Source organism: Tropicimonas aquimaris (assembly GCF_042676185.1).
GTDB lineage: Bacteria > Pseudomonadota > Alphaproteobacteria > Rhodobacterales > Rhodobacteraceae > Tropicimonas > Tropicimonas aquimaris.
Genome location: NZ_JBHTJT010000006.1, coordinates 214,104 through 238,590, shown reverse-complemented (window position 1 = coordinate 238,590; position 24,487 = coordinate 214,104). Strand labels below are relative to the sequence as shown.

General features: G+C 66.0%; 22 protein-coding genes. 10 read left to right on the top strand and 12 right to left on the bottom strand.

Annotation, left to right across the window (positions count from 1 at the left end; translation table 11 throughout):
• Positions 1 to 35: 35 nt before the first annotated feature.
• Entirely contained in the window at positions 36 to 2,393 is a 2,358-nt protein-coding gene (locus ACFQ2S_RS02990; protein WP_386072588.1) for a hybrid sensor histidine kinase/response regulator, read from the top strand.
• 13 nt (positions 2,394 to 2,406) lie between these two features.
• Here the strand turns inward: ACFQ2S_RS02990 and ACFQ2S_RS02985 are convergent, their stop codons facing one another.
• Positions 2,407 to 3,033 carry a gamma-glutamyl kinase gene (locus tag ACFQ2S_RS02985; protein WP_386072587.1) on the bottom strand — a complete coding sequence of 209 codons (627 nt, stop codon included), beginning with the start codon at positions 3,031 to 3,033 and terminating at the stop codon, positions 2,407 to 2,409.
• A gap of 207 nt (positions 3,034 to 3,240) precedes the next feature.
• Between ACFQ2S_RS02985 and recA the strand changes: the two genes are divergently transcribed.
• The 4 genes from recA to ACFQ2S_RS02965 all read left to right on the top strand — a co-directional run bounded on the left by recA (position 3,241) and on the right by ACFQ2S_RS02965 (position 7,822).
• Positions 3,241 to 4,317: a recombinase RecA gene (gene recA, locus ACFQ2S_RS02980; protein WP_386072585.1), complete on the top strand. Its 1,077-nt coding sequence runs from the start codon at positions 3,241 to 3,243 to the stop codon at positions 4,315 to 4,317.
• Between the two features lie 87 nt (positions 4,318 to 4,404).
• Positions 4,405 to 4,764: a nuclear transport factor 2 family protein gene (locus tag ACFQ2S_RS02975; protein ID WP_386072584.1), complete on the top strand. Its 360-nt coding sequence runs from the start codon at positions 4,405 to 4,407 to the stop codon at positions 4,762 to 4,764.
• A gap of 105 nt (positions 4,765 to 4,869) precedes the next feature.
• Positions 4,870 to 7,530 (top strand): alanine--tRNA ligase, encoded by a 2,661-nt coding sequence (gene alaS / locus ACFQ2S_RS02970; protein WP_386072582.1) that lies wholly within the window; start codon positions 4,870 to 4,872, stop codon positions 7,528 to 7,530.
• Between the two features lie 4 nt (positions 7,531 to 7,534).
• On the top strand, positions 7,535 to 7,822 hold the full coding sequence (locus ACFQ2S_RS02965) for a DUF1330 domain-containing protein (RefSeq protein WP_386072580.1): 288 nt from the start codon (positions 7,535 to 7,537) through the stop codon (positions 7,820 to 7,822).
• A 33-nt stretch (positions 7,823 to 7,855) separates the two neighbouring features.
• Here the strand turns inward: ACFQ2S_RS02965 and ACFQ2S_RS02960 are convergent, their stop codons facing one another.
• The 3 genes from ACFQ2S_RS02960 to tyrS all read right to left on the bottom strand — a co-directional run bounded on the left by ACFQ2S_RS02960 (position 7,856) and on the right by tyrS (position 12,337).
• Positions 7,856 to 8,815: a hypothetical protein gene (locus ACFQ2S_RS02960; protein WP_386072578.1), complete on the bottom strand. Its 960-nt coding sequence runs from the start codon at positions 8,813 to 8,815 to the stop codon at positions 7,856 to 7,858.
• A 293-nt stretch (positions 8,816 to 9,108) separates the two neighbouring features.
• Positions 9,109 to 10,926 (bottom strand): translational GTPase TypA, encoded by a 1,818-nt coding sequence (gene typA / locus ACFQ2S_RS02955; protein ID WP_386072577.1) that lies wholly within the window; start codon positions 10,924 to 10,926, stop codon positions 9,109 to 9,111.
• A gap of 157 nt (positions 10,927 to 11,083) precedes the next feature.
• Complete coding sequence (gene tyrS / locus ACFQ2S_RS02950) at positions 11,084 to 12,337, bottom strand: tyrosine--tRNA ligase (RefSeq protein ID WP_386072575.1); 1,254 nt, start codon at positions 12,335 to 12,337, stop codon at positions 11,084 to 11,086.
• 69 nt (positions 12,338 to 12,406) lie between these two features.
• Here tyrS and ACFQ2S_RS02945 point away from each other — a divergent pair, with 69 nt between their 5' ends.
• A complete protein-coding gene (locus ACFQ2S_RS02945; protein ID WP_386072573.1) occupies positions 12,407 to 13,513 on the top strand; it encodes an anhydro-N-acetylmuramic acid kinase in 1,107 nt (368 codons plus the stop codon).
• A gap of 82 nt (positions 13,514 to 13,595) precedes the next feature.
• On the opposite strand, the gene ACFQ2S_RS02940 is transcribed toward ACFQ2S_RS02945, so the two are convergent.
• From ACFQ2S_RS02940 to ACFQ2S_RS02920, 5 genes are all read right to left on the bottom strand, one after another.
• A complete protein-coding gene (locus ACFQ2S_RS02940; RefSeq protein ID WP_386072571.1) occupies positions 13,596 to 14,015 on the bottom strand; it encodes a cupin domain-containing protein in 420 nt (139 codons plus the stop codon).
• A gap of 98 nt (positions 14,016 to 14,113) precedes the next feature.
• On the bottom strand, positions 14,114 to 15,388 hold the full coding sequence (gene eno, locus ACFQ2S_RS02935; protein ID WP_386072570.1) for a phosphopyruvate hydratase: 1,275 nt from the start codon (positions 15,386 to 15,388) through the stop codon (positions 14,114 to 14,116).
• A gap of 51 nt (positions 15,389 to 15,439) precedes the next feature.
• Entirely contained in the window at positions 15,440 to 16,306 is an 867-nt protein-coding gene (locus ACFQ2S_RS02930) for a DMT family transporter (protein ID WP_386072569.1), read from the bottom strand.
• Positions 16,307 to 16,493: 187 nt separating this feature from the next.
• Complete coding sequence (locus tag ACFQ2S_RS02925) at positions 16,494 to 16,907, bottom strand: Fur family transcriptional regulator (RefSeq protein WP_386072567.1); 414 nt, start codon at positions 16,905 to 16,907, stop codon at positions 16,494 to 16,496.
• 82 nt (positions 16,908 to 16,989) lie between these two features.
• Positions 16,990 to 17,829, bottom strand: coding sequence for an AAA family ATPase (locus ACFQ2S_RS02920; protein WP_386072565.1), 840 nt, complete (start codon positions 17,827 to 17,829; stop codon positions 16,990 to 16,992).
• 218 nt (positions 17,830 to 18,047) lie between these two features.
• On the opposite strand from ACFQ2S_RS02920, the gene dksA reads away from it, so the two are divergent.
• Together dksA and ACFQ2S_RS02910 are read left to right on the top strand one after the other, a co-directional pair.
• Positions 18,048 to 18,470: an RNA polymerase-binding protein DksA gene (gene dksA / locus ACFQ2S_RS02915; RefSeq protein ID WP_386072798.1), complete on the top strand. Its 423-nt coding sequence runs from the start codon at positions 18,048 to 18,050 to the stop codon at positions 18,468 to 18,470.
• 93 nt (positions 18,471 to 18,563) lie between these two features.
• Positions 18,564 to 19,733: an FAD-dependent monooxygenase gene (locus ACFQ2S_RS02910; RefSeq protein ID WP_386072564.1), complete on the top strand. Its 1,170-nt coding sequence runs from the start codon at positions 18,564 to 18,566 to the stop codon at positions 19,731 to 19,733.
• Positions 19,734 to 19,868: 135 nt separating this feature from the next.
• On the opposite strand, the gene ACFQ2S_RS02905 is transcribed toward ACFQ2S_RS02910, so the two are convergent.
• Genes ACFQ2S_RS02905 through ACFQ2S_RS02895 form a run of 3 tightly spaced genes read right to left on the bottom strand, consistent with a single transcriptional unit; the run spans position 19,869 to position 22,562 of the window.
• The gene (locus ACFQ2S_RS02905) at positions 19,869 to 20,873 is read right to left on the bottom strand and encodes a site-specific tyrosine recombinase XerD (RefSeq protein ID WP_386072562.1); all 1,005 of its coding nucleotides are present in this window, start codon (positions 20,871 to 20,873) and stop codon (positions 19,869 to 19,871) included.
• Positions 20,870 to 22,423 carry a hypothetical protein gene (locus ACFQ2S_RS02900; protein WP_386072560.1) on the bottom strand — a complete coding sequence of 518 codons (1,554 nt, stop codon included), beginning with the start codon at positions 22,421 to 22,423 and terminating at the stop codon, positions 20,870 to 20,872. Before ACFQ2S_RS02900 ends, ACFQ2S_RS02905 begins: the two co-directional genes overlap by 4 nt.
• A 4-nt stretch (positions 22,424 to 22,427) precedes the next feature.
• Positions 22,428 to 22,562, bottom strand: a complete 135-nt coding sequence (locus ACFQ2S_RS02895; RefSeq protein WP_089232936.1) for a hypothetical protein — start codon at positions 22,560 to 22,562, stop codon at positions 22,428 to 22,430.
• A gap of 133 nt (positions 22,563 to 22,695) precedes the next feature.
• Here ACFQ2S_RS02895 and ACFQ2S_RS02890 point away from each other — a divergent pair, with 133 nt between their 5' ends.
• Both ACFQ2S_RS02890 and aroB read left to right on the top strand, forming a co-directional pair.
• Entirely contained in the window at positions 22,696 to 23,241 is a 546-nt protein-coding gene (locus tag ACFQ2S_RS02890; RefSeq protein ID WP_386072559.1) for a shikimate kinase, read from the top strand.
• A gap of 1 nt (position 23,242) precedes the next feature.
• Positions 23,243 to 24,358, top strand: a complete 1,116-nt coding sequence (aroB, locus tag ACFQ2S_RS02885; protein ID WP_386072557.1) for a 3-dehydroquinate synthase — start codon at positions 23,243 to 23,245, stop codon at positions 24,356 to 24,358.
• Positions 24,359 to 24,487: the final 129 nt, after the last annotated feature.

Genomic DNA, 24,487 nt, shown 5'->3' with positions numbered 1-24,487 from the left:
TGGCCTTAAGCCGGACTTAACGAATTATGTCGGAAATGAAGGGGCCAGATTCGAAACGGAGAGAGGCATTGACCCACCCGGCTCTCGCCCCCAGCCCTCTGACGCGCAGCGCTGCGGCACTCTCCGGCCGTATTCCATTCCTGGTGGTGTTTGCACTCGTGTTTCTGGGGGCGGCGTTTTTCGTTCCCGGGCAGGCGGTTGCCCTGTCGCTGCTGGCTTCCGGCGGCACACTTGCGGCTATGGCGCTTTTGATCGGTCTGTTCTCGGCGCGCCATCGTTCGGCGCGTGACGATCTGGGCATTGCGCTTGCAGGTTTCATCGAGAACGACGGCTCTCCGAGCTTCATGACCGATATCGACGGTGTGGTCCTTCACCGCAACCGATCCGCGCGCGACCGGTTTGTGGAGGGCGTGGAAATCGATGAGACGCTGGTCCGCTGCCTGCGCGACCTGTTCGCAAACCCTGCTTCGGTGCTGCTTCGGCTGCAGAACAGGGCGGAGGCGCGCGGCTCCGCGCGAGAGGATCTCGTGACCCGACGCGGCCACGTCCGGATCGCCGTGCATCAGGTCGGTGAGGACAGGTTTCTCTGGCGACTCGAGGATCTGGTGGAGCGTGGCGCCGCCGGACGCGGCGCGGAGGCCCTTAGCCTGCCCATGATGACCGCAAGCCGGAATGGCACGATCCTGTTCATGAACGATGCGCTACGGCGTATTCTCGGTGGGCGGGTCAAGACGCTGGACCGTGTCTTCACGCAGCTGCCTCTGGTGTCCAACAGCATTCAGGAGATCAACGGTGCGGACGGTCCCGTGCGAGTGCGGGTGATCGATATCGAGGGCACCGGGGCGAGACATGAAATATTCCTCGTGCCGCTGGCGGGCCATGAAACGCTCGATGACCACGCCGACCATGACGTCAGCGGGATGGATGGGCTCCCGGTCGCTGTCCTCAAACTCAACAGTTCGGGCGAGATCCGGGCTGCAAATGCCAGCGCCCGACATCTGCTCGGCGACGCTGCCTCTCCGGGCGCGGAACTCCAGAAGCTGGTCGAGGGGCTGGGCCGGTCGGTCCGGGACTGGCTGGAGGAGGCGTCCAAGGGGCGCGGCCTTGGGCGCCCGGAATTCGTCCGTGCAAGCATGCCGGACAAGGAACTATACCTGCAGATCACGCTCGGGCGGATCGTGGAGCACGAGGAAGTGCTGCTGGTAGCCGTCCTGAACGATGCGACGGAACTCAAGACGCTCGAAGCGCAGTTCGTGCAGAGTCAGAAGATGCAGGCGATCGGCCAGCTCGCCGGTGGCGTGGCCCATGATTTCAACAACCTGCTGACTGCGATATCGGGGCATTGCGATCTCCTGCTCCTGCGGCACGACCAGGGCGATCCGGATTACGGCGATCTGGTCCAGATCAACCAGAACGCGAACCGCGCGGCAAGCCTGGTCGGGCAGTTGCTGGCCTTCTCCCGCAAGCAGAACCTAAAGCCCGAAGTTATGGATCTTCGCGATACGCTGTCCGACCTGACCCACCTGCTTAATCGGCTGGTCGGTGAAAAGGTCACGCTGTCGCTGTCGCATGACCCCGGCCTCCGCCTGATCCGGGCAGACAAGCGGCAACTCGAGCAGGTGATCATGAACCTCGTGGTCAACGCGCGCGACGCGATGCCCGAGGGAGGAGAGGTGCGCATCGAGACCGAGAGCCGCCATATCGCCGCCCCCATGGCGCGCGACCGGGCGGTCGTCGCTCCCGGGGATTACGTGGTGGTTCGTGTCACCGACGAGGGTGTTGGCATCCCGCCCGACAAGCTTCAGAAGATCTTCGAGCCCTTCTTCACGACCAAGCGGACAGGGGAGGGCACGGGGCTCGGTCTGTCGACCGCTTATGGCATCGTGAAACAGACCGGCGGATACATCTTTGTCGACTCCGTTGTTGCCTCCGGCACGACCTTCTCGCTGTACTTTCCCGCATTTGACCGCCCGGCGGTGGACGCGACGCCGGCACGGGCCGTTGGCCCATCGACGTCACAGCAGCCAGCGGATGGAGTGGTGCTGCTCGTCGAGGACGAAGCCCCGGTCCGCGCCTTCGCCTCCCGGGCGCTGCGTATGCGGGGCTATACCGTAATCGAGGCGGAAAACGCAGAGGACGCGCTGGAGACCTTGGAAGATCCGGATCTGAAGGTGGATGTCTTCGTGACAGACGTCGTAATGCCGGGAATGGACGGGCCGAGTTGGGTGCGAAAGGCGCTGGTCCAGCGGCCGGGAGTGCGTGTGGTCTTCGTATCCGGTTACGCTGAGGAAAGCCTTTCCGACGAACAATCGCGAATTCCGAACTCTGTCTTTCTGCCGAAACCCTTCTCGCTCAACGAACTGACCGCGACAGTTCGAGAGCAGATTCAGTAGGCTGCTGCATCGTTCAGACTTGCGCGTCGCGTTGGCCCACGGATGCCGCCACGGCGATCTTGTGAAGTGAGAACTCATCCTTCAGCTTGCGCGCGGCCAGCTGGGCCATGCTGTCTGGAAGATCCAGTTCTCCTGCCGGCGAGACATTTGTCCGCCCCAACCGAATACGGTGACCAAGTCGGCCTTCGAGAAAGCGCAAAAGCGTCGGAAAGTGCTCGTAGGCGAACAGGTGATCGACGGCGACCGCCTTGCCCGGTGCGCTCACGAAACGGGACTGGCGCCCGACCTCTGCATAGGGAGGTTGGCTGGGCTGCAGATAGGCTGCAACGAATTCCTGGAATGAGAGGTCCGCGGTGCTGTTCGGACGCCCGCTCAGGGATTCCCGACGACGATACCGGTACCAACTCCCCAGCCAATCCAGAGGTTCGCGTATCACAGCCACGGTTTCGAGCTGCATGCCTTCCTCGGCGCTGAACAACGGAAGGACTGACCGTTGATACCAACGCAGTGGCATGTGTTTCTGCAGGGGCGGGTTGCGGATGATCACGTCCGCCTCGGCGCCGAGCGCAGCCTGAAGCGCCTGTGTGCCGGTCTTGGGAACGGCGAGAAGAACAAGTCTGGCTTCCCAAAAGATCATCATGGCGCGAACGATTCCATGTGCTGCAACCCCTCCGCTCGTCATTGAGCGAGGAGACCTTCAGAACTCCTTAACCCCTGTCGTTGCAGGATGGAAAGCAGAAGAATTGACTTGAAATGTTCCCGTTTTGATCTGATAAGAGTCGGAACAAGAGGTGAACATGGGCAGTCATTGCCGCCGGGCGCGGCGTATGAAATAAGGACGAAAATGATGGCGACGGCGAACCTTCTCGACATGGCAGACAAGCGGAATTCGGATAAGCAGAAGGCGCTCGACAGCGCCCTGGCTCAGATCGAACGGCAGTTCGGCAAGGGCTCGATTATGAAACTGGGCGGTGACAACCCGGTTGCGGAGATCGAGTCCACCTCGACGGGTTCGCTCGGTCTCGACATCGCGCTTGGCATCGGTGGGCTTCCCAAGGGGCGGATCATCGAGATCTACGGCCCGGAAAGCTCGGGCAAGACGACACTGACGCTGCATTGCGTCGCGGAAGAACAGAAGAAGGGCGGGGTCTGCGCATTCGTCGACGCTGAACACGCGCTGGATCCGCAATATGCCCGCAAGCTGGGGGTGGACCTCGACGAACTGCTGATCTCGCAGCCCGATACCGGCGAGCAGGCGCTGGAAATCACCGACACGCTGGTGCGGTCCGGCGCGGTGAGCATGGTCGTCGTCGATTCGGTGGCTGCCCTGACGCCCAAGTCCGAACTCGAGGGCGACATGGGCGACAGCTCGGTCGGCGTTCATGCGCGCCTGATGAGCCAGGCAATGCGCAAGCTGACCGGCTCGATCGCCCGCTCGAAATGCATGGTCATCTTCATCAACCAGATCCGGATGAAGATCGGCGTGATGTTTGGCAGCCCGGAAACGACGACGGGCGGCAATGCGCTGAAGTTCTACTCCTCCGTGCGGCTCGACATTCGCCGTATCGGTGCAATCAAGGACCGCGACGAGGTTGTCGGCAATGCGACCCGTGTGAAAGTGGTGAAGAACAAGGTCGCGCCGCCGTTCAAGCAGGTTGAATTCGACATCATGTATGGCGAGGGAATCTCCAAGACCGGCGAATTGCTCGACCTAGGCGTGAAGGCCGGTGTCGTCGAGAAATCCGGCTCCTGGTATTCCTATGGCGACGAGCGGATCGGGCAGGGCCGGGAAAACGCAAAGACGTTTCTCAAGGAGAATCAGCCGGTCGCGCTTGAGATCGAGGACAAGATCCGAGCCGCGCACGGGTTGGATTTCCACATGAGCGACAGCGACGACGGTGGCGGCGACGTGGTCGAGGCCTGATCCCGGTTCGCGGATCAGAAAATCGATGCTATATCAAGACGCGGCCGCGCAGGCCGCGTTTTCCATTTTCGGGAGCGCAAACCTGACATGGACGTCCTCGAGGAGATCGGACAGGTTGTGGGACTTTACGTCGCCGGAATGGCGCGCGGCGACGCGGAGGCGCTTGGTCGCGCCTTCCACCCAAGGGCGTCGTCCATAGGCCATTTCGAGGGCGACCTCGAGTGGGCGAGCGTCGACGAGTTCGTCGCGGCCTGCGTGGCCGAGGCAATCCCGGCGGACGCTCCGTTGCCGCCTCACGAGATTGAATCGATCTCCGTGGCCGGCGACACGGCGATTGTTCGGGTCGTAAACGTCTGGGCCAATCTTGACTTCCGCGACACGCTCACCTTGCTGCGGCACGACGGTCGCTGGCAGATCGTGGCCAAGGCGTTCCTGCATCTCCCCTGACTCAGATGTCCATCGCGGTTGGTGGACGGTCTGGAATATGGACATCGCGAACGGCAGGCGATAACACGCTGGAACCTTCCCTTTCCCCGCCGAGACCATCGCCCGATGCCCAGCCTCAACGACATTCGCACGACCTTCCTCGACTACTTCCGCCGTCAGGGCCACGAGGTGGTGGACAGCTCTCCGCTGGTGCCGCGGAACGACCCGACGCTGATGTTCGCAAACTCCGGTATGGTTCAGTTCAAGAACCTGTTCACCGGGATCGAACATCGCGACTACAAGCGGGCGACCACGGCGCAGAAATGCGTGCGGGCCGGCGGCAAGCACAACGATCTCGACAACGTGGGCTATACCAACCGGCACCACACCTTCTTCGAGATGATGGGCAACTTCTCCTTTGGCGACTACTTCAAGGAGCAGGCGATCCCCTATGCCTGGGAAATGGTGACAAAGGAACTGGGGATCGACGCCAGCCGGCTGCTGGTCACGGTCTACCACACCGACGATGAGGCGGCCGATCTGTGGAAGAAGGTGGCCGGCCTGCCGGAAGAGAAGATCATCCGCATCCCGACCAACGACAACTTCTGGATGATGGGCCCTACCGGGCCATGTGGCCCGTGTTCGGAGATCTTCTACGATCACGGCGACCATATCTGGGGTGGCCCTCCGGGCAGTCCGGAAGAGGATGGCGACCGGTTCGTCGAGATCTGGAACCTCGTGTTCATGCAATACGAGCAGTTCGAGGACGGCACCCGCAAGGAGCTGCCGAACCAGTCGATCGATACCGGCATGGGCATCGAGCGGGTGGCGGCGCTGCTGCAGGGCACCAACGACAACTACGCCACCGACCTCATGCGCGCCCTGATCGAGGCCAGCGCCAACCAGACCTCGACCGACCCCGACGGTCCTGGCCGGACGCATCACCGGGTGATTGCCGACCACCTGCGCTCGACCTCTTTCCTGATCGCCGACGGGGTGATGCCGTCGAACGAGGGCCGGGGCTACGTGCTGCGCCGCATCATGCGGCGGGCCATGCGGCATGCACACCTTCTGGGCGCCAAGGACCCGCTGATGCACCGTCTAGTGCCGGAACTGGTGCGCCAGATGGGCGGCGCGTATCCGGAGCTTGGCCGCGCGCAGGCGCTGATCGCCGAGACGCTCAGGACCGAGGAAACCCGGTTCCTGCAGACCCTCGAGCGCGGCTTGCGGCTGCTGGACGACGAACTGGCCCAACTGCCCGACGGGGCGGAACTGCCCGGAGCGGCGGCCTTCAAGCTCTATGACACCTACGGCTTCCCGCTGGACTTGACGCAGGATGCGCTGCGGGAGAAGGACCGGACGGTCGACATCGCCGGCTTCGACGCCGCGATGGCCGAACAGAAGGCCAAGGCGCGCGCTGCCTGGGCGGGCTCGGGGGAAACCCAGGACGCCACGATCTGGTTCGACCTGGCCGACAAGCACGGGGCGACCGATTTCCTCGGTTACGACACCGAAACCGCCGAGGGCCAGATTTTGGCCGTCGTCAAGGATGGTGCCGCCATCGAGCGCGCGGCCAAGGGCGAGAGCGTGCAGGTCGTCCTGAACCAGACGCCGTTCTATGCGGAATCCGGCGGACAGGTCGGCGATACCGGCTGGCTCCGGACCGAGACCGGCAAGGCCGAAATCACGGACACCCGGAAGGTCTCGGGCGTCTTCATCCATTTCGCGACGGTGACCGAGGGAGAGATCCTGCCGGGCGCCGGGGCCGAGCTCGAGGTCGATCATGCCCGCCGCGGCGCGATCCGCGCCAACCACTCGGCGACGCACCTGCTGCACGAGGCGCTGCGGGAGCGGTTGGGCGATCATGTCGCGCAGCGCGGGTCTCTCAATGCGCCGGACCGGCTGCGCTTCGACTTCTCGCATGGCGCGGCGCTGAGCGCGGAGGATCTCGAGGCGATCTCTGCCGAGGTCAATGCCTTCATCCGGCAGAACTCGCCGGTCGAGACGCGGATCATGACGCCCGACGACGCCCGGGCCATCGGCGCCCAGGCGCTCTTTGGCGAGAAATACGGCGATGAGGTCCGCGTGGTTTCGATGGGCCGCAAGAGCACGGGCAAGGGCGCGGACGGACAGACCTGGTCGATCGAGCTCTGCGGCGGCACCCATGTGCGCCAGACCGGGGATATCGGGCTCTTCGTGGCGCTCGGCGACACCGCGTCCAGCGCCGGCGTACGCCGGTTCGAGGCGCTGACCGGCGAAGCGGCGCGGCAATACTTGGCCGGGCAGGACCGGCGGCTTGCCGAGGTGGCCGGCGCGGTCAAGGCCCCGCAGGCCGAGGTGGTGGAGCGCGTCCGCAGCCTGGTCGAGGAACGCAAGGCGATGCAGGCGGAGATCGCCCAGCTTCGCCGCGACCTCGCCATGGCCGGGGGCGGCGGCGCGTCCAGCGGCCCCGAGGTCCGCGAGATTGCCGGGGTGCCCTTCCTCGCTCAGGTTCTGAAGGGCGTGAACGGCAAGGACCTGCGCGGCCTGATCGACGAGCACAAGACACGCCTCGGCTCCGGTGCGATCCTGCTGATCGCGGATGGAGACGGCAAGGCGGCCGTGGCGGCGGGCGTGACCTCGGACCTCGTGGAGAAGGTCTCGGCCATCGATCTCGTCAAGGCGGCAGTGGCCGAGCTTGGCGGCGTCGGCGGCGGCGGCCGGCCGGACATGGCGCAGGGCGGCGGCAAGGATGCCGAGAACGCCGATGCGGCCATCAAGGCGGCGGAAGCCGTGATCGGAGGATAAGACCATGCCCGCACTCTGGATTGCCCACGTGACGGTGACCGACGAGGAAGCCTACGGCAAATATGCTGCCATCGCGACGGAGGCCATCGCCGAGCATGGCGGTGTCTTCATCGCCCGCGGCGGACGCTATGTGCAGCTCGAAGGCCGGGACCGGCCCCGAAACGTTGTCGCACGCTTCCCGAGCGTGGAGGCGGCGGAGACCTGCTATCGCTCGGAGCGCTACCAGGAAGCACTGAGCCATGCACGTAACGCGTCGGAGCGGGATCTGCTGATCGTCGAGACGACGGAATAGGCCACGGCCCGCCCGATTTGCGTCCGGTCGATCTCAACCGATGGTGGGCTGGCGCGACTTGAGACTGGCCCGCGGAGCCACCGGGCACATCAGGAGCAGCACGAAACTGCTGGACGAGGCGCCGCCGAAGGCGGACAGCCACGGAAGCGGCCCTTCGCGGTCGGATAGCGCGGTGGTGCGGCACATGTAGTGCCGTTTGCCGTTGGCGCCGGTAAAGAAGGGCAGGCTGATGGAGGCTTCCGGCATGATGTGATCGTGCAGGGCCCGACGCAGCGCCACCATCGGCTGCGCCTCGGTGAAACGCAGCTGCCCGGTTGCGTCGATCCGGACGAGGTCTCCCGTTCCAGCCATCTGATCCGCCTGCTTGTTGGTGAAACGGACGCGGCCATGCAGATCCAGCGCGAAGATCGCGGTGATTCCGGGCTCCATTCCCTCGCGCAGCAAACGGTTATCCAGGGTCAAACCGCCGAGCATCCGCGAGACCTCCACGGATTGCTGGAGAAACGGCACGATCCGTTGGAGCAACTGGGCGAAGGGCACTTCCAGCCTGTCCCGGTCGCGGCGTGCGATGTTGCCACCGATCATGGTGGCGCGATCCGCCGTTCGCTCGAGCACCGTGCCGGCTCCCCCGACGATATCTTCCTGCGGGCGGACCCAGTCGTTGTAGAACTCCGTGGCTTCGAGCCTGTTCAACGGCAGGATAGTTTCGCTCTGCAGAACCTTGCCGACCTGGGCCTTCGCAAATACCGGGGCCCAGGGGTTCATCGCCCCGTAATAGGCCTCGTAGCTGCGGAAGTAATCGGGATCATAGCCGTATTCGTGAACGCCGAGCGGCGTCGATACGCGCGAGTCGTGTCCGAAGAGTTGCACACGGACGCCACCGGACAGGCGGTGCAACTCCTCAAGGAACCAGCGCCACTTTCGCTGGTCCAGCGCGGCAGAGCCCGCGAGTTGCACGAGACGTTGAAACTGGTCTTCTTCGAGCGCACTCATGGTTTAAAGAAGGCTCCGGATGCCGCTGTCCCTCCCGCGGAACAGGCTCCTGCCTAGCAGGATAAAAGGGCGATTTACAGGCTGGCAAGTGACCGCCGGGTGAAAAGTCGTCGTTATCGGTGCCCAAAAAGTCGGATTTATCGGTTTCGCGACGTTTTTCCGCCGATCGCGCGCGTGAGGAGAGCACCCCGATGAAGCGGAGTGCCGGTTCTTTCACCGCAGGTCACGACATGGAACCGCCTGCCAGGTGCGGCGACCTGGCAAGCGGTGTGCATGTCTTGCGGGAGATCGGGCTAGTTGGCGGCCTTGGCCTGCCGCTTGCGCTCGTGAGGGTCGAGGAAACTCTTGCGCAACCGGATCGCGTTGGGCGTGACTTCCACCAGCTCGTCGTCGTCGATATAGGCGATAGCCTCTTCGAGGCTGAACTGGACATGCGGGGTCAGGCGCACGGCGTCGTCGGTGCCGCTGGCGCGCACGTTGGTCAGCTTCTTGCCCTTGAGCGGGTTCACATCCAGGTCGTTGTCGCGGCTGTGCTCGCCGATGATCATGCCCTGGTAGACCTTTGCCTGCGGCCCGACGAACATCTTGCCGCGCTCTTCGAGGTTCCACAGCGCGTAGGCCACGGCCTCGCCCTGTTCCATCGAGATCAGCACGCCCGCGCGGCGGCCGGGAATCGCGCCCTTGTGCGGCGCCCAGGTAAAGAACACGCGGTTCAGAACGCCGGTTCCGCGGGTGTCGGTGAGGAACTCGCCGTGATAGCCGATGAGTCCGCGCGACGGGACGTGGGCGATGATCCGCGTCTTGCCGTTCGACTGGCGCATGTCGACCATCTCGCCCTTGCGAGGGCCGGTCAGCTTCTCGATGACGGCACCGGAGTATTCATCATCGACGTCGATTGTGACTTCCTCGATCGGCTCCATCTTGACGCCGTTCTCCTCGCGCAGGAGGACCTGCGGGCGGGAGATCGAGAGCTCGAAGCCCTCGCGGCGCATGTTCTCGATCAGCACGCCCATCTGCAGTTCGCCGCGGCCGGCGACCTCGAAGGCTTCGCCGCTGGGTGTGTCAGTGACGCGGATGGCGACGTTGGTCTCGGCCTCCTTCATCAGCCGGTCGCGGATCACGCGAGACTGCACCTTCTTGCCGTCACGGCCGGCCAGGGGGCTGTCGTTGATCCCGAAGGTGACGGAGATCGTGGGGGGATCGATCGGCTGGGCGGGCAGCGATTCCGCGACGGCCAGCGCACAGATGGTGTCGGCAACCGTGGCCTTCGACATCCCTGCGATGGTGACGATGTCGCCGGCAACGGCTTCGTCGATCTCCTGCATTCCCAGTCCGCGGAAGGCCTGGATCTTGGAGACGCGGAACTGCTCGATCTTCTGGCCGATGCGCGAAAGCGCCTGCACCGTCGCGCCGACCTTGAGCTTGCCGCTCTCGACGCGGCCGGTCAGTGTGCGGCCGATAAACGGATCGGCACCAAGCGTGGTCGCCAGCATCCGGAAATCCTCGCCCTGGCGCTTGATCTGGCGGGGCTTGGGCACGTGGTTGATGACGAGCTGGAACAGTGCATCGAGGTTCTTGCGCGGTCCTTTCAGATCTGAATCGGCCCAGCCGGAGCGGCCGGAGGCGTAGAGATGCGGGAAGTCGAGCTGGTCCTCGTCGGCGTCGAGCGAGGAGAAGAGGTCGAAAACCTCGTCAAGCGCCCGGTCGGGCTCGGCATCGGGCTTGTCGACCTTGTTGAGCACCACGATCGGGCGCAGGCCAAGAGCGAGCGCCTTGGAGGTGACGAACTTGGTCTGCGGCATCGGACCTTCCGCGGCGTCGACCAGCAGCACGACGCCATCGACCATGGAGAGGATCCGCTCCACCTCGCCGCCGAAATCGGCGTGGCCTGGCGTGTCGACGATATTGATCCGGGTGCCATGCCATTCGACGGAGGTGGCCTTGGCGAGGATAGTGATGCCACGCTCCCGCTCCAGGTCGTTGCTGTCCATCGCGCGTTCGGCGACGGCCTGGTTCTCGCGGAAGGCGCCCGACTGCTTGAGCAGCTCGTCCACAAGCGTTGTCTTGCCGTGGTCGACGTGGGCGATGATGGCGATGTTGCGCAGATCCATTCGGGCGTCCTTCGTGGTTTGGGCGCGAGGTAGCGTGCAGGCGCAGAAAAGGCCAGCGGGAAATCGGGCCGATGTGCCGCTTGATCAATTGTGCGCCTGCGGCGCGCTCCGTCAAAGCGGTTCGCGCCTTCGGGCGCGCACCGCCGCTGTCGCTGGCTCAGGAGGCGAGCGTGACCAGCGCGTGCCGCTTCTTGCCGGCCGAAAGCTTGACCGGCGAGGCGAAGGCGGCCGCGTCGAGCATCAGGCCGGCATCGGTCAGCGGCGCGTCGTCGATGCGGGCGCCGTTGTCGGCGATCAGGCGCTTGGCCTCCTTGCCCGACTTGGCGAGGCCGGAACGGACGATCAGCTGGACGATGGAGATGCCGTCGCCGATCTCGTCCGGCGAGAGCGCGAGCGTGGGCAGGTCGTCGCCGATGCCGCCCTTCTCGAAGACCTCGCGCGCGGTCGCCTCCGCCGCGGCGGCAGCGTCCGCGCCGTGCAGCAGGGTGGTGACCTCGTTGGCGAGGCGGATCTTGGCGTCGTTGATCTCGGAGCCGTCGAGCGCGCCGAGGCGTTCGCATTCTTCGACCGGCAGCTCGGTGTAGAGCTTCAGGAAACGGCCGACATCGGCGTCGGTCGTATTGCGCCAGAACTGCCAGAACTCGTAGGGGCTGAGCATGTCGCCGTTGAGCCAGACGGCGCCGCCCTGGGACTTGCCCATCTTCTTGCCGTCCGAGGTGGTCAGCAGCGGCGAGGTGAGCCCATAGATCTCGTGGTCCAGCACGCGACGGGTCAGGTCGATCCCGTTGATGATGTTGCCCCACTGGTCCGAGCCGCCCATCTGCAACAGGCAGCCATAGCGGCGGTTGAGCTCCAGGAAGTCGTAGGCCTGCAGGATCATGTAGTTGAATTCGAGGAAGCTCAGCGACTGCTCCCGGTCGAGCCGGGACTTGACGCTCTCGAAGGACAGCATCCGGTTGACCGAGAAGTGGCGGCCGATATCGCGCAGGAAATCCAGGTAGTTGAGCTCGTCCAGCCATTCGGCGTTGTTGAGCATCAACGCGCCGTCGGGGCTGTCGTCATAGCGCAGGTACCGGGAGAAGACCTTCTGCATGCCGCCAATGTTCGCGTCGATCTGCTCGGGGCCGAGCAGCGGACGTTCTTCCGAGCGGAAAGACGGGTCGCCAACCTTGGTCGTGCCGCCGCCCATCAGGGTGATCGGCTGGTGCCCGGTCTTCTGAAGCCAGCGCAGCATCATGATGTTGAGCAGGTGCCCGACGTGAAGAGAGGCCGCCGTGGCGTCATACCCGATATAGGTGGGCACGACTCCCTTGCTCATGGCGTCGTCGAGGCCCTGCATGTCGGTGCAGTCGGCAAGGAACCCACGTTCCATCATCACGCGGATGAAGTCGGATTTCGGGTGGTAGGTCATGCGTCTTTCGGTCCATTGTCGGCGGCGAGTGCCGCTCTTCTAGCGGCGAGGCGTGCCGAGGGAAAGTGCATGTTGAAATCGGGGGCGGTGCGGGTGCTGGGGACCATGTCCGGCACATCGCTCGACGGGGTGGACGCGGCGGTCATCGAGACCGACGGCGTGACCATCAAGGCATTTGGCGACAGCGGCTACCGCCGATACTCGGCGGAGGAACGCGCGGTTCTGCGCGCGGCGCTCGGGCGCTGGCCGGACGAGCCGGGGGTGGCCGAGGCCGCGGCGATGGTCGAGGAAGCACATGCCGAGCTGATGGCGGGGTTTTCCGATGTGGCGCTGGCAGGGTTTCACGGCCAGACGCTGGCCCATGACCCGCAGGGTCGCGGCACCCACCAGGCGGGCAACGGCGCGGTTCTGGCCGAAGCGCTCGGGCTGCCCGTGGTCTGGGATTTCCGCAGCGCCGACGTGGCGCTTGGCGGGCAGGGGGCGCCGCTGGCGCCGGCCTACCATTTCGCACTGGCGAAGTGGATCGGCGTCGAGGCACCGGTGGCCTTTCTCAATCTCGGCGGCGTGGGGAACCTGACGTGGGTCGACCCGCGCAAGCCCGGGCCCGAGGCGGAGGGGGCGCTGCTGGCGTTCGACACCGGCCCCGCGAATGCGCCCCTCGACGACCTGATGCAGGCGCGACGCGGCGCCGGCTTCGACGAGGGCGGCGTGCTGGCGGCGACGGGCGAGGTGTCGGAGGCGGTGATCGAACGCTTTGCCGAGCATCGCTACTTTTTCAAGATGCCTCCGAAGTCTCTGGACAGGAATGACTTTTCGGATCTGGAGGCGGCGGTCGCCGAGCTGTCGGACGCTGATGCCGCGGCAACCCTCACGGCGGCCGTGGCGGTGGCGGTGATGCGAGGTGCAGAGCATTTCCCGGCGCCGGTGGAGCGCCTGCTGGTCACCGGGGGCGGACGGAAGAACCCGGTGATGATGGCGATGATCGCCGAAGGGATGAGCTGCCCGGTGGACGCTGTGGAAGAGGTGGGGCTCGACGGCGACATGCTGGAGGCGCAGGCCTTCGCCTATCTGGCCGTCCGGGTCGCGCGCGGATTGCCGACGAGCTTTCCTTCGACAACCGGGGTCGGGGCGGCGGTCGGCGGCGGCGAGATCTCCTATCCCGGGGAGACCGGCTGAGCCGGGCGGCGATCCATCGGACGAAGGATCGTGTCTCCTGCGGGGATGTTTGCGAACAGATTATGGGAGGCTGCTGTCCGGTTCAGGGGATGTCGAAATCCCGGGGCGCGAGGGTGAAGCCTTCGAAGGTGAAGCCGGGCGACACGGTGCAGCCGACCAGCGCCCAGCCTTCGGTGGCGGAGGCGTTTTGCCAATGGTTGTTCGGCACGATCAGTTGCGGCAACTCGCCCGCGGCGAGGTCGGGGCCGAGGCGATGCCGGGTCGTGGGGCCGGTTTCGGTCTCGCTCAGCCGCAGGGTCAGGGACGCGCCGGCGTAGAAATGCCAGATCTCGGTGGCGTCGACCCGGTGCCAGTGGCTGGTCTGGCCGTCTTCGAGCAGGAAGTAGATCGCCGTGCCGGACGGGCGGCCGCTGGCCGTGCTGTCGATCCAGGTCTGGCGATACCAGCCGCCCTCGAGATGCGGAGCGAGGCGGAGGTGGGCGATGATCTCGTCCGGGGTCATGGGCGGGCCCTCCTGTCTGGTCGGCAAGCGTCGGGCGGAAAGAAGAGGGGCCGCCCGCGCATGGCGGACGGCCCCGGAAGGCGGCGGTCAGGCCCGCGTCATTTGAGGATCGACTTGCCTGCGAAGAGCGCGGTCTCGCCCAGCAGTTCCTCGATACGGATCAGTTGGTTGTACTTGGCGAGACGGTCCGAGCGCGACATCGAGCCGGTCTTGATCTGGCCGCAGTTGGTGGCGACGGCGAGGTCGGCGATGGTGGCGTCCTCGGTCTCGCCCGAGCGGTGCGACATCACGTTGGTGTAGCGGGCGCGGTGGGCCATGTCGACGGCGGCCAGGGTCTCGGTCAGCGAGCCGATCTGGTTCACCTTCACGAGCATGGAGTTCGCCACGCCCTTCTCGATGCCCATGGCCAGGCGGGCCGGGTTGGTCACGAAGAGGTCGTCGCCCACCAACTGCACGCGGTCGCCCAGCGTGTCGGTCAGCAGCTTCCAGCCTTCCCAGTCGTCCTCGGCGCAGCCGTCTTCGATCGAGAAGATCGGGTAATCGTTGCAGAGCGCCTCGAGGTACTTGACGTTCTCTTCCGACGAGAGCGACAGGCCTTCGCCCTTCATCTCGTACTTGCCATCCTTGAAGTACTCGGTGGAAGCGGCGTCGAGTGCGAGAACGATGTCGTCGCCCGGCTTGTAGCCGGCGGTCTCGATGGATTTCAGAACGAAATCAAGCGCGTCGCGGGTGGAGCTCAGGGCCGGGGCAAAGCCGCCCTCGTCACCGATGCCGGTCGCGTAACCAGCGCCGGAGAGCTCTTTCTTGAGCGTGTGGAAGATTTCGGAGCCCATCCGCACGGCGTCGGCGATCGAGGTCGCCGAGACGGGCATGATCATGAACTCCTGCACGTCGATCGGGTTGTCGGCATGTTCGCCGCCGTTGATGATGTTCATCATCGGCACCGGCAGGACGCGGGCGGAGGTGCCCCCGACGTAGCGGAAGAGCGGCTGGGCGGTGTAGTCGGCCGCGGCCTTGGCGACGGCAAGCGATACGCCGAGGATGGCGTTGGCGCCGAGGCGGCCCTTGTTCTCGGTGCCGTCGAGTTCGATCATCGTGGTGTCGATGCCGACCTGGTCAGTGGCGTCGAAGCCGACGAGGTTCTCGGCCAGCTCGCCATTGACCGCGGCCACGGCCTGCTGGACGCCCTTGCCCATGAAGCGGCCCTTGTCGCCATCACGCTTTTCGACGGCCTCGTGCACGCCGGTCGAGGCGCCGGAGGGAACGGCGGCGCGGCCCATCGTGCCGTCTTCGAGGGTGACGTCGACCTCGACGGTCGGGTTGCCCCGGCTGTCCAGGATTTCGCGTCCGTGAATGTCGATGATGGTGCTCATTGCGACGGTCCTTTCCGTGCGGTCATGAAACTCGGGGCCGTCATACCCTTGTCAGGCCTCCGAGAAAAGTGCGCGTTCCCGCGCAAGGGTGTAGAGACCGGACGCGATGATCAGGCATGCGCCGGCCAGGGTGAGGGTGTCGGGGCGCTCTCCCAGAACGGCCATGCCGATGGCCAGGGCGAAAAGCAGCCGGGAATAGCGAAAAGGCGCGATGACCGAGAGGCTTGCCATGCGCAATGCCATGACCATCGCATAATAGCCGACGGCGCCGCAGCCGACGATCCAGACGAAGGTCAGGCTGGTCGCTGCGTCCATCGGCTGCAGGCCGGGACCGAAGAGCAGGAGGATGGCGCCTGCGGGCACAAAGATGCCGAAACTCCACTGCGTGATCTGCATCGAACTCAATGACGCCGGGACTACGCGTGTGGCCACATCGCGCACGGCCAGCGCGAGGACGGAGAACACGGCAAGAAGCGCGGCCGGCTCGAACGCCCCGGTGCCGGGCCGGACGATCATCAGCACGCCGACGAAGCCGATCCCGACCGCCATCCAGCGCCGCGGCCCGACCGTTTCGCCGAGTGCGACGGCGGCCAGCAAAGTCACTGCGAGCGGGGCGGCCTGCAGGATCGCCGCAGCCGAGGAGAGCGGGATGATCGAGAGGGCGGTGAAGAAGCTGAGCGCGGCCAGGAGCTCGCTGCCATTGCGCAGCATCACCGCCGGAGCGAGGAGTTCGGCCGGAAACAGGCTCTGGCGCAGCAGCGCTACCACGATGCTGAACAGGGCGAAGCCGCAGAGTCCGGAGACCATCATGATCTGGCCGATCGGCAGCGTCTCGGTCGTGCGCTTGATGAACATGTCCTCCAGAGCAAAGAAGCCCATCGACAGAATCATCAGAATGGCGCCGCGAAGGTTGTGCATCAGCTTTCCGGGATCCGGGCCGTCGTGGCCGGTTTCGGCCTCGCTCTAGCCCTGTTTGGGGCGATAACAAAGGATAATAGCGCCGATTTCCCGAAAAGCCGCGCTGCATTGACTGCAAGGCTCGGCCCGTCGGTGCGGCGGAAATGTCAGATCCGACCGCCCCACGGGGCGGCCGTCGGGGCAGGGTTCAGCCCTTCTTGGCCGGCACGCCGTAAAGCTCCAGCTTGTGGCCCTTGAGCCGGTAGCCGAGCCGCTGGGCGATGCGCTCCTGAAGGGCCTCGATCTCGGGGTCGCAGAACTCGATCACCTCGCCGGAATTGAGGTCGATCAGGTGGTCGTGGTGTTCCCGGTCGGCGTCCTCGTAGCGGGCGCGGCCGTCGCCGAACTCGAGCCGGTCGATGATCCCCGCCTCCTCGAACAGCTTGACCGTCCGGTAGACGGTGGCAATGGAGATCTTGGGGTCTTGGGCCGAGGCACGGTTGTAGAGTTCCTCCACGTCGGGATGGTCGTCGGCCCCACTCAGGACCTCGGCGATCACACGACGCTGCCCGGTCATCCGCAGGCCCTTGGCCTCCAGTCTTTCGAGAATGCTGTTGCTCATGGATCTGTCCTTGGCCTCGGGCGCGCAGGTTACCGGATCGTCTCCCGAAGGAAAAGCCGTTGGACCGCGTCTTCGGACGGCCTCATCGCTGGCGGCGCGCCAAGAAAGCGAGGCGCTCGAACAGGTGCACATCCTGCTCGTTCTTCAGCAGGGCGCCGTGCAGGCGGGGCAGGGAGGCGGCGCTGTCACGGCGCAGATCGTCGGCGTCGAGATCCTCGGCCAGGAGCAGCTTGAGCCAGTCCAGCACCTCCGACGTCGACGGCCGCTTCTTGAGCCCCTGCTGGTCGCGGATCTCGTAGAACTGGGTCAGTGCCGTGGTCAGCAGCGACTGCTTGATGCCTGGAAAATGGACCTCGACGATCTGTTGCATCGTGTCCATGTCCGGAAAGCGGATGTAGTGAAAGAAGCAGCGTCGCAGGAAGGCGTCGGGCAGTTCCTTCTCGTTGTTCGAGGTTATGATGACAATGGGGCGGTTCACGGCCCGCACCGTCTCGCCGGTCTCGTAGACGTGGAACTCCATCCGGTCGAGTTCCTGCAGAAGGTCGTTGGGAAACTCGATATCGGCCTTGTCGATCTCGTCGATCAACAGCACCACCTTGCCAGGCGCGGCGAAGGCCTCCCAGAGTTTGCCACGCTTGATGTAGTTCGCCACGTCGTGGACGCGCTCGTCGCCGAGTTGGCTGTCGCGCAGGCGGCTCACCGCGTCGTATTCATAGAGCCCCTGCTGGGCGCGGGTGGTCGACTTGATGTGCCATTCGATCATCGGAAGGCCGAGCGCGCCGGATACCTGGCGGGCCAATTCCGTCTTGCCGGTGCCCGGTTCGCCCTTGACCAGAAGCGGGCGCTCCAGGGTCACTGCGGCATTCACTGCGACCTTCAGGTCGTCGGTTGCCACGTACGAATCTGTCCCGTTGAATTTCATCTGACTTTTCGGCCCCTTGGGTTGCGTCCTTCACGGCTGGTCAATCCCGTATCCACGCCACCCTGCACGTGCTTTTTGGCAGTGACAACCCATGCAGCATGGAGTAATGACCCGCCAAGGGAGCCAGGATGCCTGTGACAGACGATAGCGCGAGCCACACCAAGCCGGACAACGGCGACACCCACCTGACGCCGGAAGAAATGCGAGAGGGAGCAGGAATGAAACAGGAAGTCTTTCTGCCGGATGACTATCGCCCAGCCGAAGACGAACCTTTCATGAACGAGCGGCACCTGGAGTATTTCCGGCGCAAGCTTCTGGCATGGAAGGAAGATCTTCTGGCGGACAGCCGCGATACCATCGAGGGCCTGCAGGACAGCACCCGCAACATCCCCGATGTCGCCGACCGCGCGAGCGAGGAGACTGACCGAGCGCTGGAACTGCGCACGCGGGACCGCCAGCGCAAGCTGGTCGGCAAGATCGACGCGGCGCTGCGGCGGATCGAGCACGGCGAGTACGGCTATTGCGAGGCCACCGGCGAGCCGATCTCGCTCAAGCGGCTCGACGCTCGGCCGATCGCGACGCTCAGCCTGGAGGCGCAGGAGCGCCACGAGCGCCGCGAGAAGGTCCATCGCGACGACTGAGGGCATCGGCGCACGCGCCGCTTGCCGAAAGCCGAGGCTTTTGCCAGAAACGCCGGACCATTGGTTCCGGCGTTTTGTCTTTCTGGAGAATCCATGAACCTGATCGGACAGGAGGTCACCGTCCTCGGGGCGGGCATAGCCGGGCTGGCAGCGGCCCGGGCCCTCGCCATGCGCGGCGCGCAGGTGAAGGTGTTCGAGCAGGCCCCCGAGATCGCCGAGGTCGGCGCCGGACTGCAGATCTCGCCGAATGGCGCGGTCGTGCTCGAGGCGCTCGGCCTGGGCCGGGAATTCGAGGAGATCTCGTTGGAATCCCGCGGCGCCGTCCTGCGGGATTACGCGCGCGGGGCAGAGGTGCTGCGACTCGACCTGACCCGTTTCGGCCGATTCGGGCTGGTGCACCGGGCGGACCTGATCGCGCTGCTGGAGCGCGGCGCCCGCGAGGTTGGCGTCGAGATCCAGCTCGACACCCATGTCGCATCGGTGCACCTGAACGGCCGGCGTCCGGTGCTGTTCATCGACAATGCCGACGCGGAGCGCGAGGCGCTCCTGGTCGCCGCCGACGGGCTGCATTCACGGCTGCGGGCCGCGCTTCTGGGCGAGGGTCAGCCGCAATTCACAGGGCAGGTCGCCTGGCGCGCCCTGCTGCCGATCGAACCGGGCGAGGTTCCCGCGGAGGCGCAGGTCTTCATGGGGCGTGGACGGCACCTTGTGGCCTATCCGCTCCGGGGGGGGACGCTTCTGAACATCGTCGGCGTCGTGGAGACGCCGGAATGGACCGAAGAGGGGTGGAATCACCCGGGCGATCCGGCCCGGTTCCGCTCGCTTTTCAGCGAGTTCTGCGGTCCGGTGCGCGGCTGGCTCGAGCGGCTGGAGGAGGTCATGGTCTGGGGGCTGTTCCGCCACGGCGTGGCGCCTCAGTGGAGCGCATCGAATGCAGTGATGATCGGAGATGCCGCCCACCCGACGCTGCCCTTCCTGGCGCAGGGCGCCTGCATGGCGCTTGAGGATGCCTGGGTGCTGGCGGAATCGCTGGTCCGGCACGACCGCGCCAACGCGGCGCTCGATCACTTCGAGTCGGTGCGCAAGCCACGCTGCCGGCGGATCGTGGATGCGGCCACGGCCAACGCGCGGAATTATCACCTGCGCGTCGGCCCGGTGCGTGGCATCGCCCACACCGGCCTGCGGATTCTGGGCGCACTGGCGCCGGGGTTCATGCCCGACCGGTTCGACTGGCTCTATTCCCACGACGTGACACGGGGCTGACCCGTCCGGAAGGGCTCCCGCGCTTTCCAGCCGCCCTTGCGGGCAGCCGGAAACCTTGGGCGTGGCGCGGCCGCTTGCGCGGCCGCGGGCCCGGGCGGCGCACCGCAGGTGCCACGCCCAACCGGGCAAGACGCGTCAGCGTCGCGCGCGGGCGGGAGGGCTCGCTTTCGGTTCGCGCTCCGGTTGGGGAGAGGGGGCCGCGGCGGCGAGTGGATGGTGATCCAGCACGAGGTCGCGGAGGCGGTCGTCGAGGACGTGGGTGTAGATCTCGGTGGTCGAGATGTCGGCGTGGCCGAGCAGGGTCTGGATCACCCGCAGGTCGGCGCCGCCGGCCAGGAGATGTGTCGCGAAGGCATGGCGCAGCACGTGCGGCGTGACCTTGGCCGGCGAGATCCCGGCCGCGACGGCAAGATCCTTGATCAGCGCGTAGAAGCGGTGCCGCGTCAGGTGCCCGGCCTGGCCGGAGGAGGGGAACAGGAACCGCGACGGCGGCACGCCGCGGACCCGGGCGGCTTCCTCCGCCTCGTCCCGTGCGGCCAGCCAGGCGTCGAGCGCCTCCCGGGCCGGCGCCGACAGCGGCACCATGCGCTCCTTGCCGCCCTTGCCGCGGACCAGCAGCATCTGGGGCGAGCCGCGCGCGGCGGCCACCGGCAGCGAGACCAGTTCGCTCACCCGCATCCCGGTGGCATAGAGCAGCTGCATCAGGCAGGCATTGCGAAGACGGTCGCTTTCGGTGCGGCCCATCGTGCGGGAGGCCTCGAGCAGCCCGTCGACCTCGCTCAGTTCCAGCGTTTTCGGCAGCGCCTTGTGGCGGCCCGGCCCCTTGATCTGGATCGCCGGATTGTCGTCGCGCCAGCCTTCCTCGAAGGCAAACCGGTAAAGCTGGCGGATCGAGGAGAGACGGCGGGCCCGGGTGGCCTGAGAGAGGCCCTCGGCGTCGCAATGGATCAGGTAGCGCTCCACGTCGTCTCGCCCGGCGCGCGCGAAGCTGCCGCCGCGGTGCTCCAGCCACTGGGCGAAGTCCTTCAGGTCGCGGCCATAGGCGAGCAGGGTGTTGCGCGCTGCCGCCAGCTCCGCCGCCTGGGCTTCGAGGAAGGTCGAAATCCAGCTGTCCGCGGCGGTCGGCCCGGCGCCGCTCATGCCTGCCGGTCCTCGAGCAGGATCTGCAGGGCGGCGCGGCGGGCGGTGTCCTCCAGCCCGTTCGACCGCAGGAAGGCCAGCGCTGCGCTCAGGTCCGCCGGGTCGGCTTCCGCCCCGCCGGCCAGCGTATCGAGCGCCAGCAACAGCGCCTCGCCCAGCCGGTTCTCGGCGGCGCGGGCGGCCATGTCGCCGGTCTCGGAGGGCTGTCCGGAGAAACCGGTGGCAATTGCTTCCGAGAGAAGGTCCGGCGGCGGGGTGCCGGGCAGGCCGCGCGCGATGGAGGCGGCGAAGGCGAGCTTGGGATCGGAGGGCTCCATCTCGAGCGCGGCCGCTTCGTAATCATCCGACAGCAGTCCGATTTGCGGGGCGATCGCCGCTGCCTCGCCGGTCAGTTCCAGCTCGTCGAGGGAGGAGCCGATCGCTCGCGCGAAGGGCACGCCCAGCCCGGCCGCCGTCATGGCCTTCCAGGCGCGCGGCAGGCTGGTTTCGAGGGCGTTCACATCGCGAGCCGCGAGGTCTTTCTGCACTTCCTGGACCAGATCCGCGCGATCCCAGACGCCGCCGGAAGCCGCCGGCTGCCGTTCTCCGTAGATGGCGAGGAGGACCGCTGGGCTCAGCACACCGGCCCGTGCCAGCCGCTCCGCGGCCTCGATCCGGGCCTTCCAGCCGGCGGTATGGCGCAGGTCCGAATGGGCGAAGGCCAGCGGCAGCGGCGCCGTGGGCAGTGGCGTGCCGATGGCCTCCAGCATCCGGAAACTCAGTGGGCTCGGCCGGGCGGGGGGATCGATCGGGGGCAGAAACTCCGACAATTCCGGGTCGAGAAACTGCGCCAACAGCGCGTCCTCTTCCGGGCTGAGCTGGCCAAGCGCCTTGGCCGATTCCAGCGTCAGTGCCGCGGCGTTCCAGTCACCGGTCCGGGCAAGGCAGAAAATCCGGACGGGGAAGGACGGAGTGATTCCGGGCACTGCGCGCATCCGGGCGCAGGCTGCCTGTTCCCTCCCGGTGAGCAGCGCCACGTCGAAGGTCCGGCGGAAGAGTTGCGGATCATCGGAACCGGCACGTTCCAGCAGCGCCTCGGCTTCCTCGACGGCGCCGCGGGCGAGCAGGGCGTCGACGCGCGCCTGCAGCATCGGGCCGGCCGGTGCCGAGCCCTTGGGCGGGTTCAACTCGGCGAGCATCAGCTGGCGGAACTGGTCCTGGACCGCGGGCAACGGTTCGGCCGGGAAGGCGGCGATCATCGGGGCAAGCGTCGCGACCTCCGAGACGCCCCAGAGATCGGGCGGCAACCCGGTGACGCTGACCGGCAGCAGTCCGACGCCGTCCGGCGACGGATCGTCAAGCGGCTGCACGGAGATGTTCTCCGTGACGATCCCGTTGGTAATCGGCGCCTCGGTCGAGGGCAGTTCGCGGGGCTGGGCAAGGCTGTGTGACAGCCAGTCGATCGCCGAGATCGGCCCGTCCGACGCGGCGACCGCGGCGGTCTGCTGGGCGTTGGCGCCGCCCACGGCGGTAAAAAGGCACAGGCTCGCTGTGAGCGCAGTTCGGATCATTGTCCTAATCCACGTCGAGCATCACCGGGTCGCTGACCCGCACTTGGGTGGGGGTCAGATCGCCCAGATATGCAAAGCCCACGAGGGCCACTGCCCCGAGAACCACGAGGAAGAGCAAAAACTTGAGGAGTCGACGCATGGCTGCCCGTCTTTCTTGTCTGCCGCATTCGAACGTGCGGTCCATTCGATTTATACATGGCATCCCGGACGATTTCACGCCATTCAGACAGGAAATTTTCTGTCGGCGGCTTGATGCCGGGGAGGGGACCGCGGTGGCGGCGATTTTGAGGAAGACGGTGGTGCTGGTCGGCATGATGGGTGCCGGCAAGACCGCCATCGGCACCGGGCTCGCCAAGCGCCTCGCTGTGCCGTTCCTCGACAGCGACGCCGAGATCGAATCTGCCGCCGCCATGAGCATCGCCGAGATCTTCGAACGCGACGGCGAGGCGTTCTTCCGCGACCGCGAAACCGAGGTGATCGGCCGGCTGCTCGACGGCACCCCGGGCATCCTGTCGACCGGCGGTGGCGCCTTTCTGGCGGAGCGCAACCGGCGGATGATCCATGATCGCGGGGTCTCGGTTCTGCTCGACGCCGACGTCGATCTGCTGTGGAGCCGGGTGAAGCACAAGAACACGCGGCCCTTGTTGCGCACCGCCGACCCGCGTGCGACGCTTGAGGAAATTTACGCCGTTCGTGCGCCGGTCTATGGCTTGGCGGACCTTTCGGTGAAGGCACGTGGCGATTATTCCATCCCCGAGATGGTCGAGAAGGTGGTCGAGGTGCTGCGCAGCCGACCCGACGTTCTGGAGGAAGGCTGAAGTGATTGAAAGCGTGCACGTCCCGCTGGGAGACCGCGCCTACGATATCCTGATCGGGTCCGGTATCCTCGCCCGCGCCGGCTATCGCATCGCGCCGTTGCTGAACCGGCCACGGGTGGCGATCGTGACCGAGACGACGGTCGCGGGGCTGCACCTGGACGGGCTTCGGGCCTCGCTGACGGCGGAGGGCATCGACAGCGCCGTGCACATCCTTCCGCCCGGAGAGGCCACGAAATCCTGGCCTTACCTAACGCAGACCGTCGAGTGGCTGCTCGAGCAGCGGATCGAGCGCGGCGACGTGGTGGTCGCGCTTGGCGGCGGGGTGATCGGCGACCTCGTGGGCTTTGCCGCGGCGATCCTGCGCCGGGGCGTGCGCTTCGTGCAGGTGCCGACGACCCTGCTGGCGCAGGTCGACAGCTCCGTCGGCGGCAAGACGGGCATCAACTCCCCCTCCGGCAAGAACCTGATCGGCGCATTCCATCAGCCAAGCCTCGTGCTGGCCGATGTCGAGGTGCTCGGAACCCTGTCGGAGCGGGATTTCCTCGCCGGCTATGGAGAGGTCGTCAAATACGGCCTTCTGGGCGACGACTCGTTCTTCGAATGGCTGGAAACCAACGGACCCACCCTCAAGGCGGGCGATACCGGCGCGCGGATCGCGGCGGTGACCTGGTCCTGCCAGATGAAATCCGACATCGTCACCCGTGATGAGACCGAGCAAGGCGACCGGGCACTGCTGAACCTGGGCCATACCTTCGGCCATGCGCTGGAGGCGGCCACTGGCTATTCCGACCGGTTGCTACACGGCGAGGGCGTGGCCATCGGCTGCGCGCTGGCGGTTGAGTTGTCGGCGCAGCTCGGGCTCTGCGCGCAGGAGGATCCGAGCCGGGTCCGGGCGCATCTGCGCGAGATGGGGATGCGGGTCGATCTGAGCGACATTCCGGGTGATCTGCCTTCTGCCGAAGCGCTGATGGACCTGATGGCGCAGGACAAGAAGGTCGTCGCCGGGGTGCCGCGCTTCATCCTGACCCGCGGCATCGGCCGTGCCTTCGTCACCTCGGAGGTGCCGCGGGACAAGGTGCTGGACCTTCTGGAAGACGAACTCGGGCGCGCCGGCTGACACCGGCAGGCGATGCCGACGTGCCTGCGCAGCGAAGAGATCCGCGACAACGAGGTCCGCTCATGGCCGCTGCCTGAGTCCGGGCGCTGTTCGCGGCTGGCTGTCTCGTCCTGCCTGCACGATTCGGAA

Coding starts and splice junctions, on each gene's coding strand:
- ACFQ2S_RS02945 (WP_386072573.1), top strand. CDS start 12,407: ATGTTGAAATCGGGGGCGGTGCGGGTGCTGGGGACCATGTCCGGCACA.
- tyrS (WP_386072575.1), bottom strand. CDS start 12,337: ATGACCTACCACCCGAAATCCGACTTCATCCGCGTGATGATGGAACGT.
- ACFQ2S_RS02975 (WP_386072584.1), top strand. CDS start 4,405: ATGGACGTCCTCGAGGAGATCGGACAGGTTGTGGGACTTTACGTCGCC.
- ACFQ2S_RS02910 (WP_386072564.1), top strand. CDS start 18,564: ATGAACCTGATCGGACAGGAGGTCACCGTCCTCGGGGCGGGCATAGCC.
- typA (WP_386072577.1), bottom strand. CDS start 10,926: ATGGATCTGCGCAACATCGCCATCATCGCCCACGTCGACCACGGCAAG.
- ACFQ2S_RS02930 (WP_386072569.1), bottom strand. CDS start 16,306: ATGCACAACCTTCGCGGCGCCATTCTGATGATTCTGTCGATGGGCTTC.
- ACFQ2S_RS02895 (WP_089232936.1), bottom strand. CDS start 22,562: ATGCGTCGACTCCTCAAGTTTTTGCTCTTCCTCGTGGTTCTCGGGGCA.
- ACFQ2S_RS02920 (WP_386072565.1), bottom strand. CDS start 17,829: ATGAAATTCAACGGGACAGATTCGTACGTGGCAACCGACGACCTGAAG.
- ACFQ2S_RS02965 (WP_386072580.1), top strand. CDS start 7,535: ATGCCCGCACTCTGGATTGCCCACGTGACGGTGACCGACGAGGAAGCC.
- recA (WP_386072585.1), top strand. CDS start 3,241: ATGGCGACGGCGAACCTTCTCGACATGGCAGACAAGCGGAATTCGGAT.
- ACFQ2S_RS02905 (WP_386072562.1), bottom strand. CDS start 20,873: ATGAGCGGCGCCGGGCCGACCGCCGCGGACAGCTGGATTTCGACCTTC.
- eno (WP_386072570.1), bottom strand. CDS start 15,388: ATGAGCACCATCATCGACATTCACGGACGCGAAATCCTGGACAGCCGG.
- ACFQ2S_RS02960 (WP_386072578.1), bottom strand. CDS start 8,815: ATGAGTGCGCTCGAAGAAGACCAGTTTCAACGTCTCGTGCAACTCGCG.
- ACFQ2S_RS02990 (WP_386072588.1), top strand. CDS start 36: ATGAAGGGGCCAGATTCGAAACGGAGAGAGGCATTGACCCACCCGGCT.
- ACFQ2S_RS02925 (WP_386072567.1), bottom strand. CDS start 16,907: ATGAGCAACAGCATTCTCGAAAGACTGGAGGCCAAGGGCCTGCGGATG.
- ACFQ2S_RS02985 (WP_386072587.1), bottom strand. CDS start 3,033: ATGATGATCTTTTGGGAAGCCAGACTTGTTCTTCTCGCCGTTCCCAAG.
- ACFQ2S_RS02940 (WP_386072571.1), bottom strand. CDS start 14,015: ATGACCCCGGACGAGATCATCGCCCACCTCCGCCTCGCTCCGCATCTC.
- ACFQ2S_RS02900 (WP_386072560.1), bottom strand. CDS start 22,423: ATGATCCGAACTGCGCTCACAGCGAGCCTGTGCCTTTTTACCGCCGTG.
- dksA (WP_386072798.1), top strand. CDS start 18,048: ATGAAACAGGAAGTCTTTCTGCCGGATGACTATCGCCCAGCCGAAGAC.
- alaS (WP_386072582.1), top strand. CDS start 4,870: ATGCCCAGCCTCAACGACATTCGCACGACCTTCCTCGACTACTTCCGC.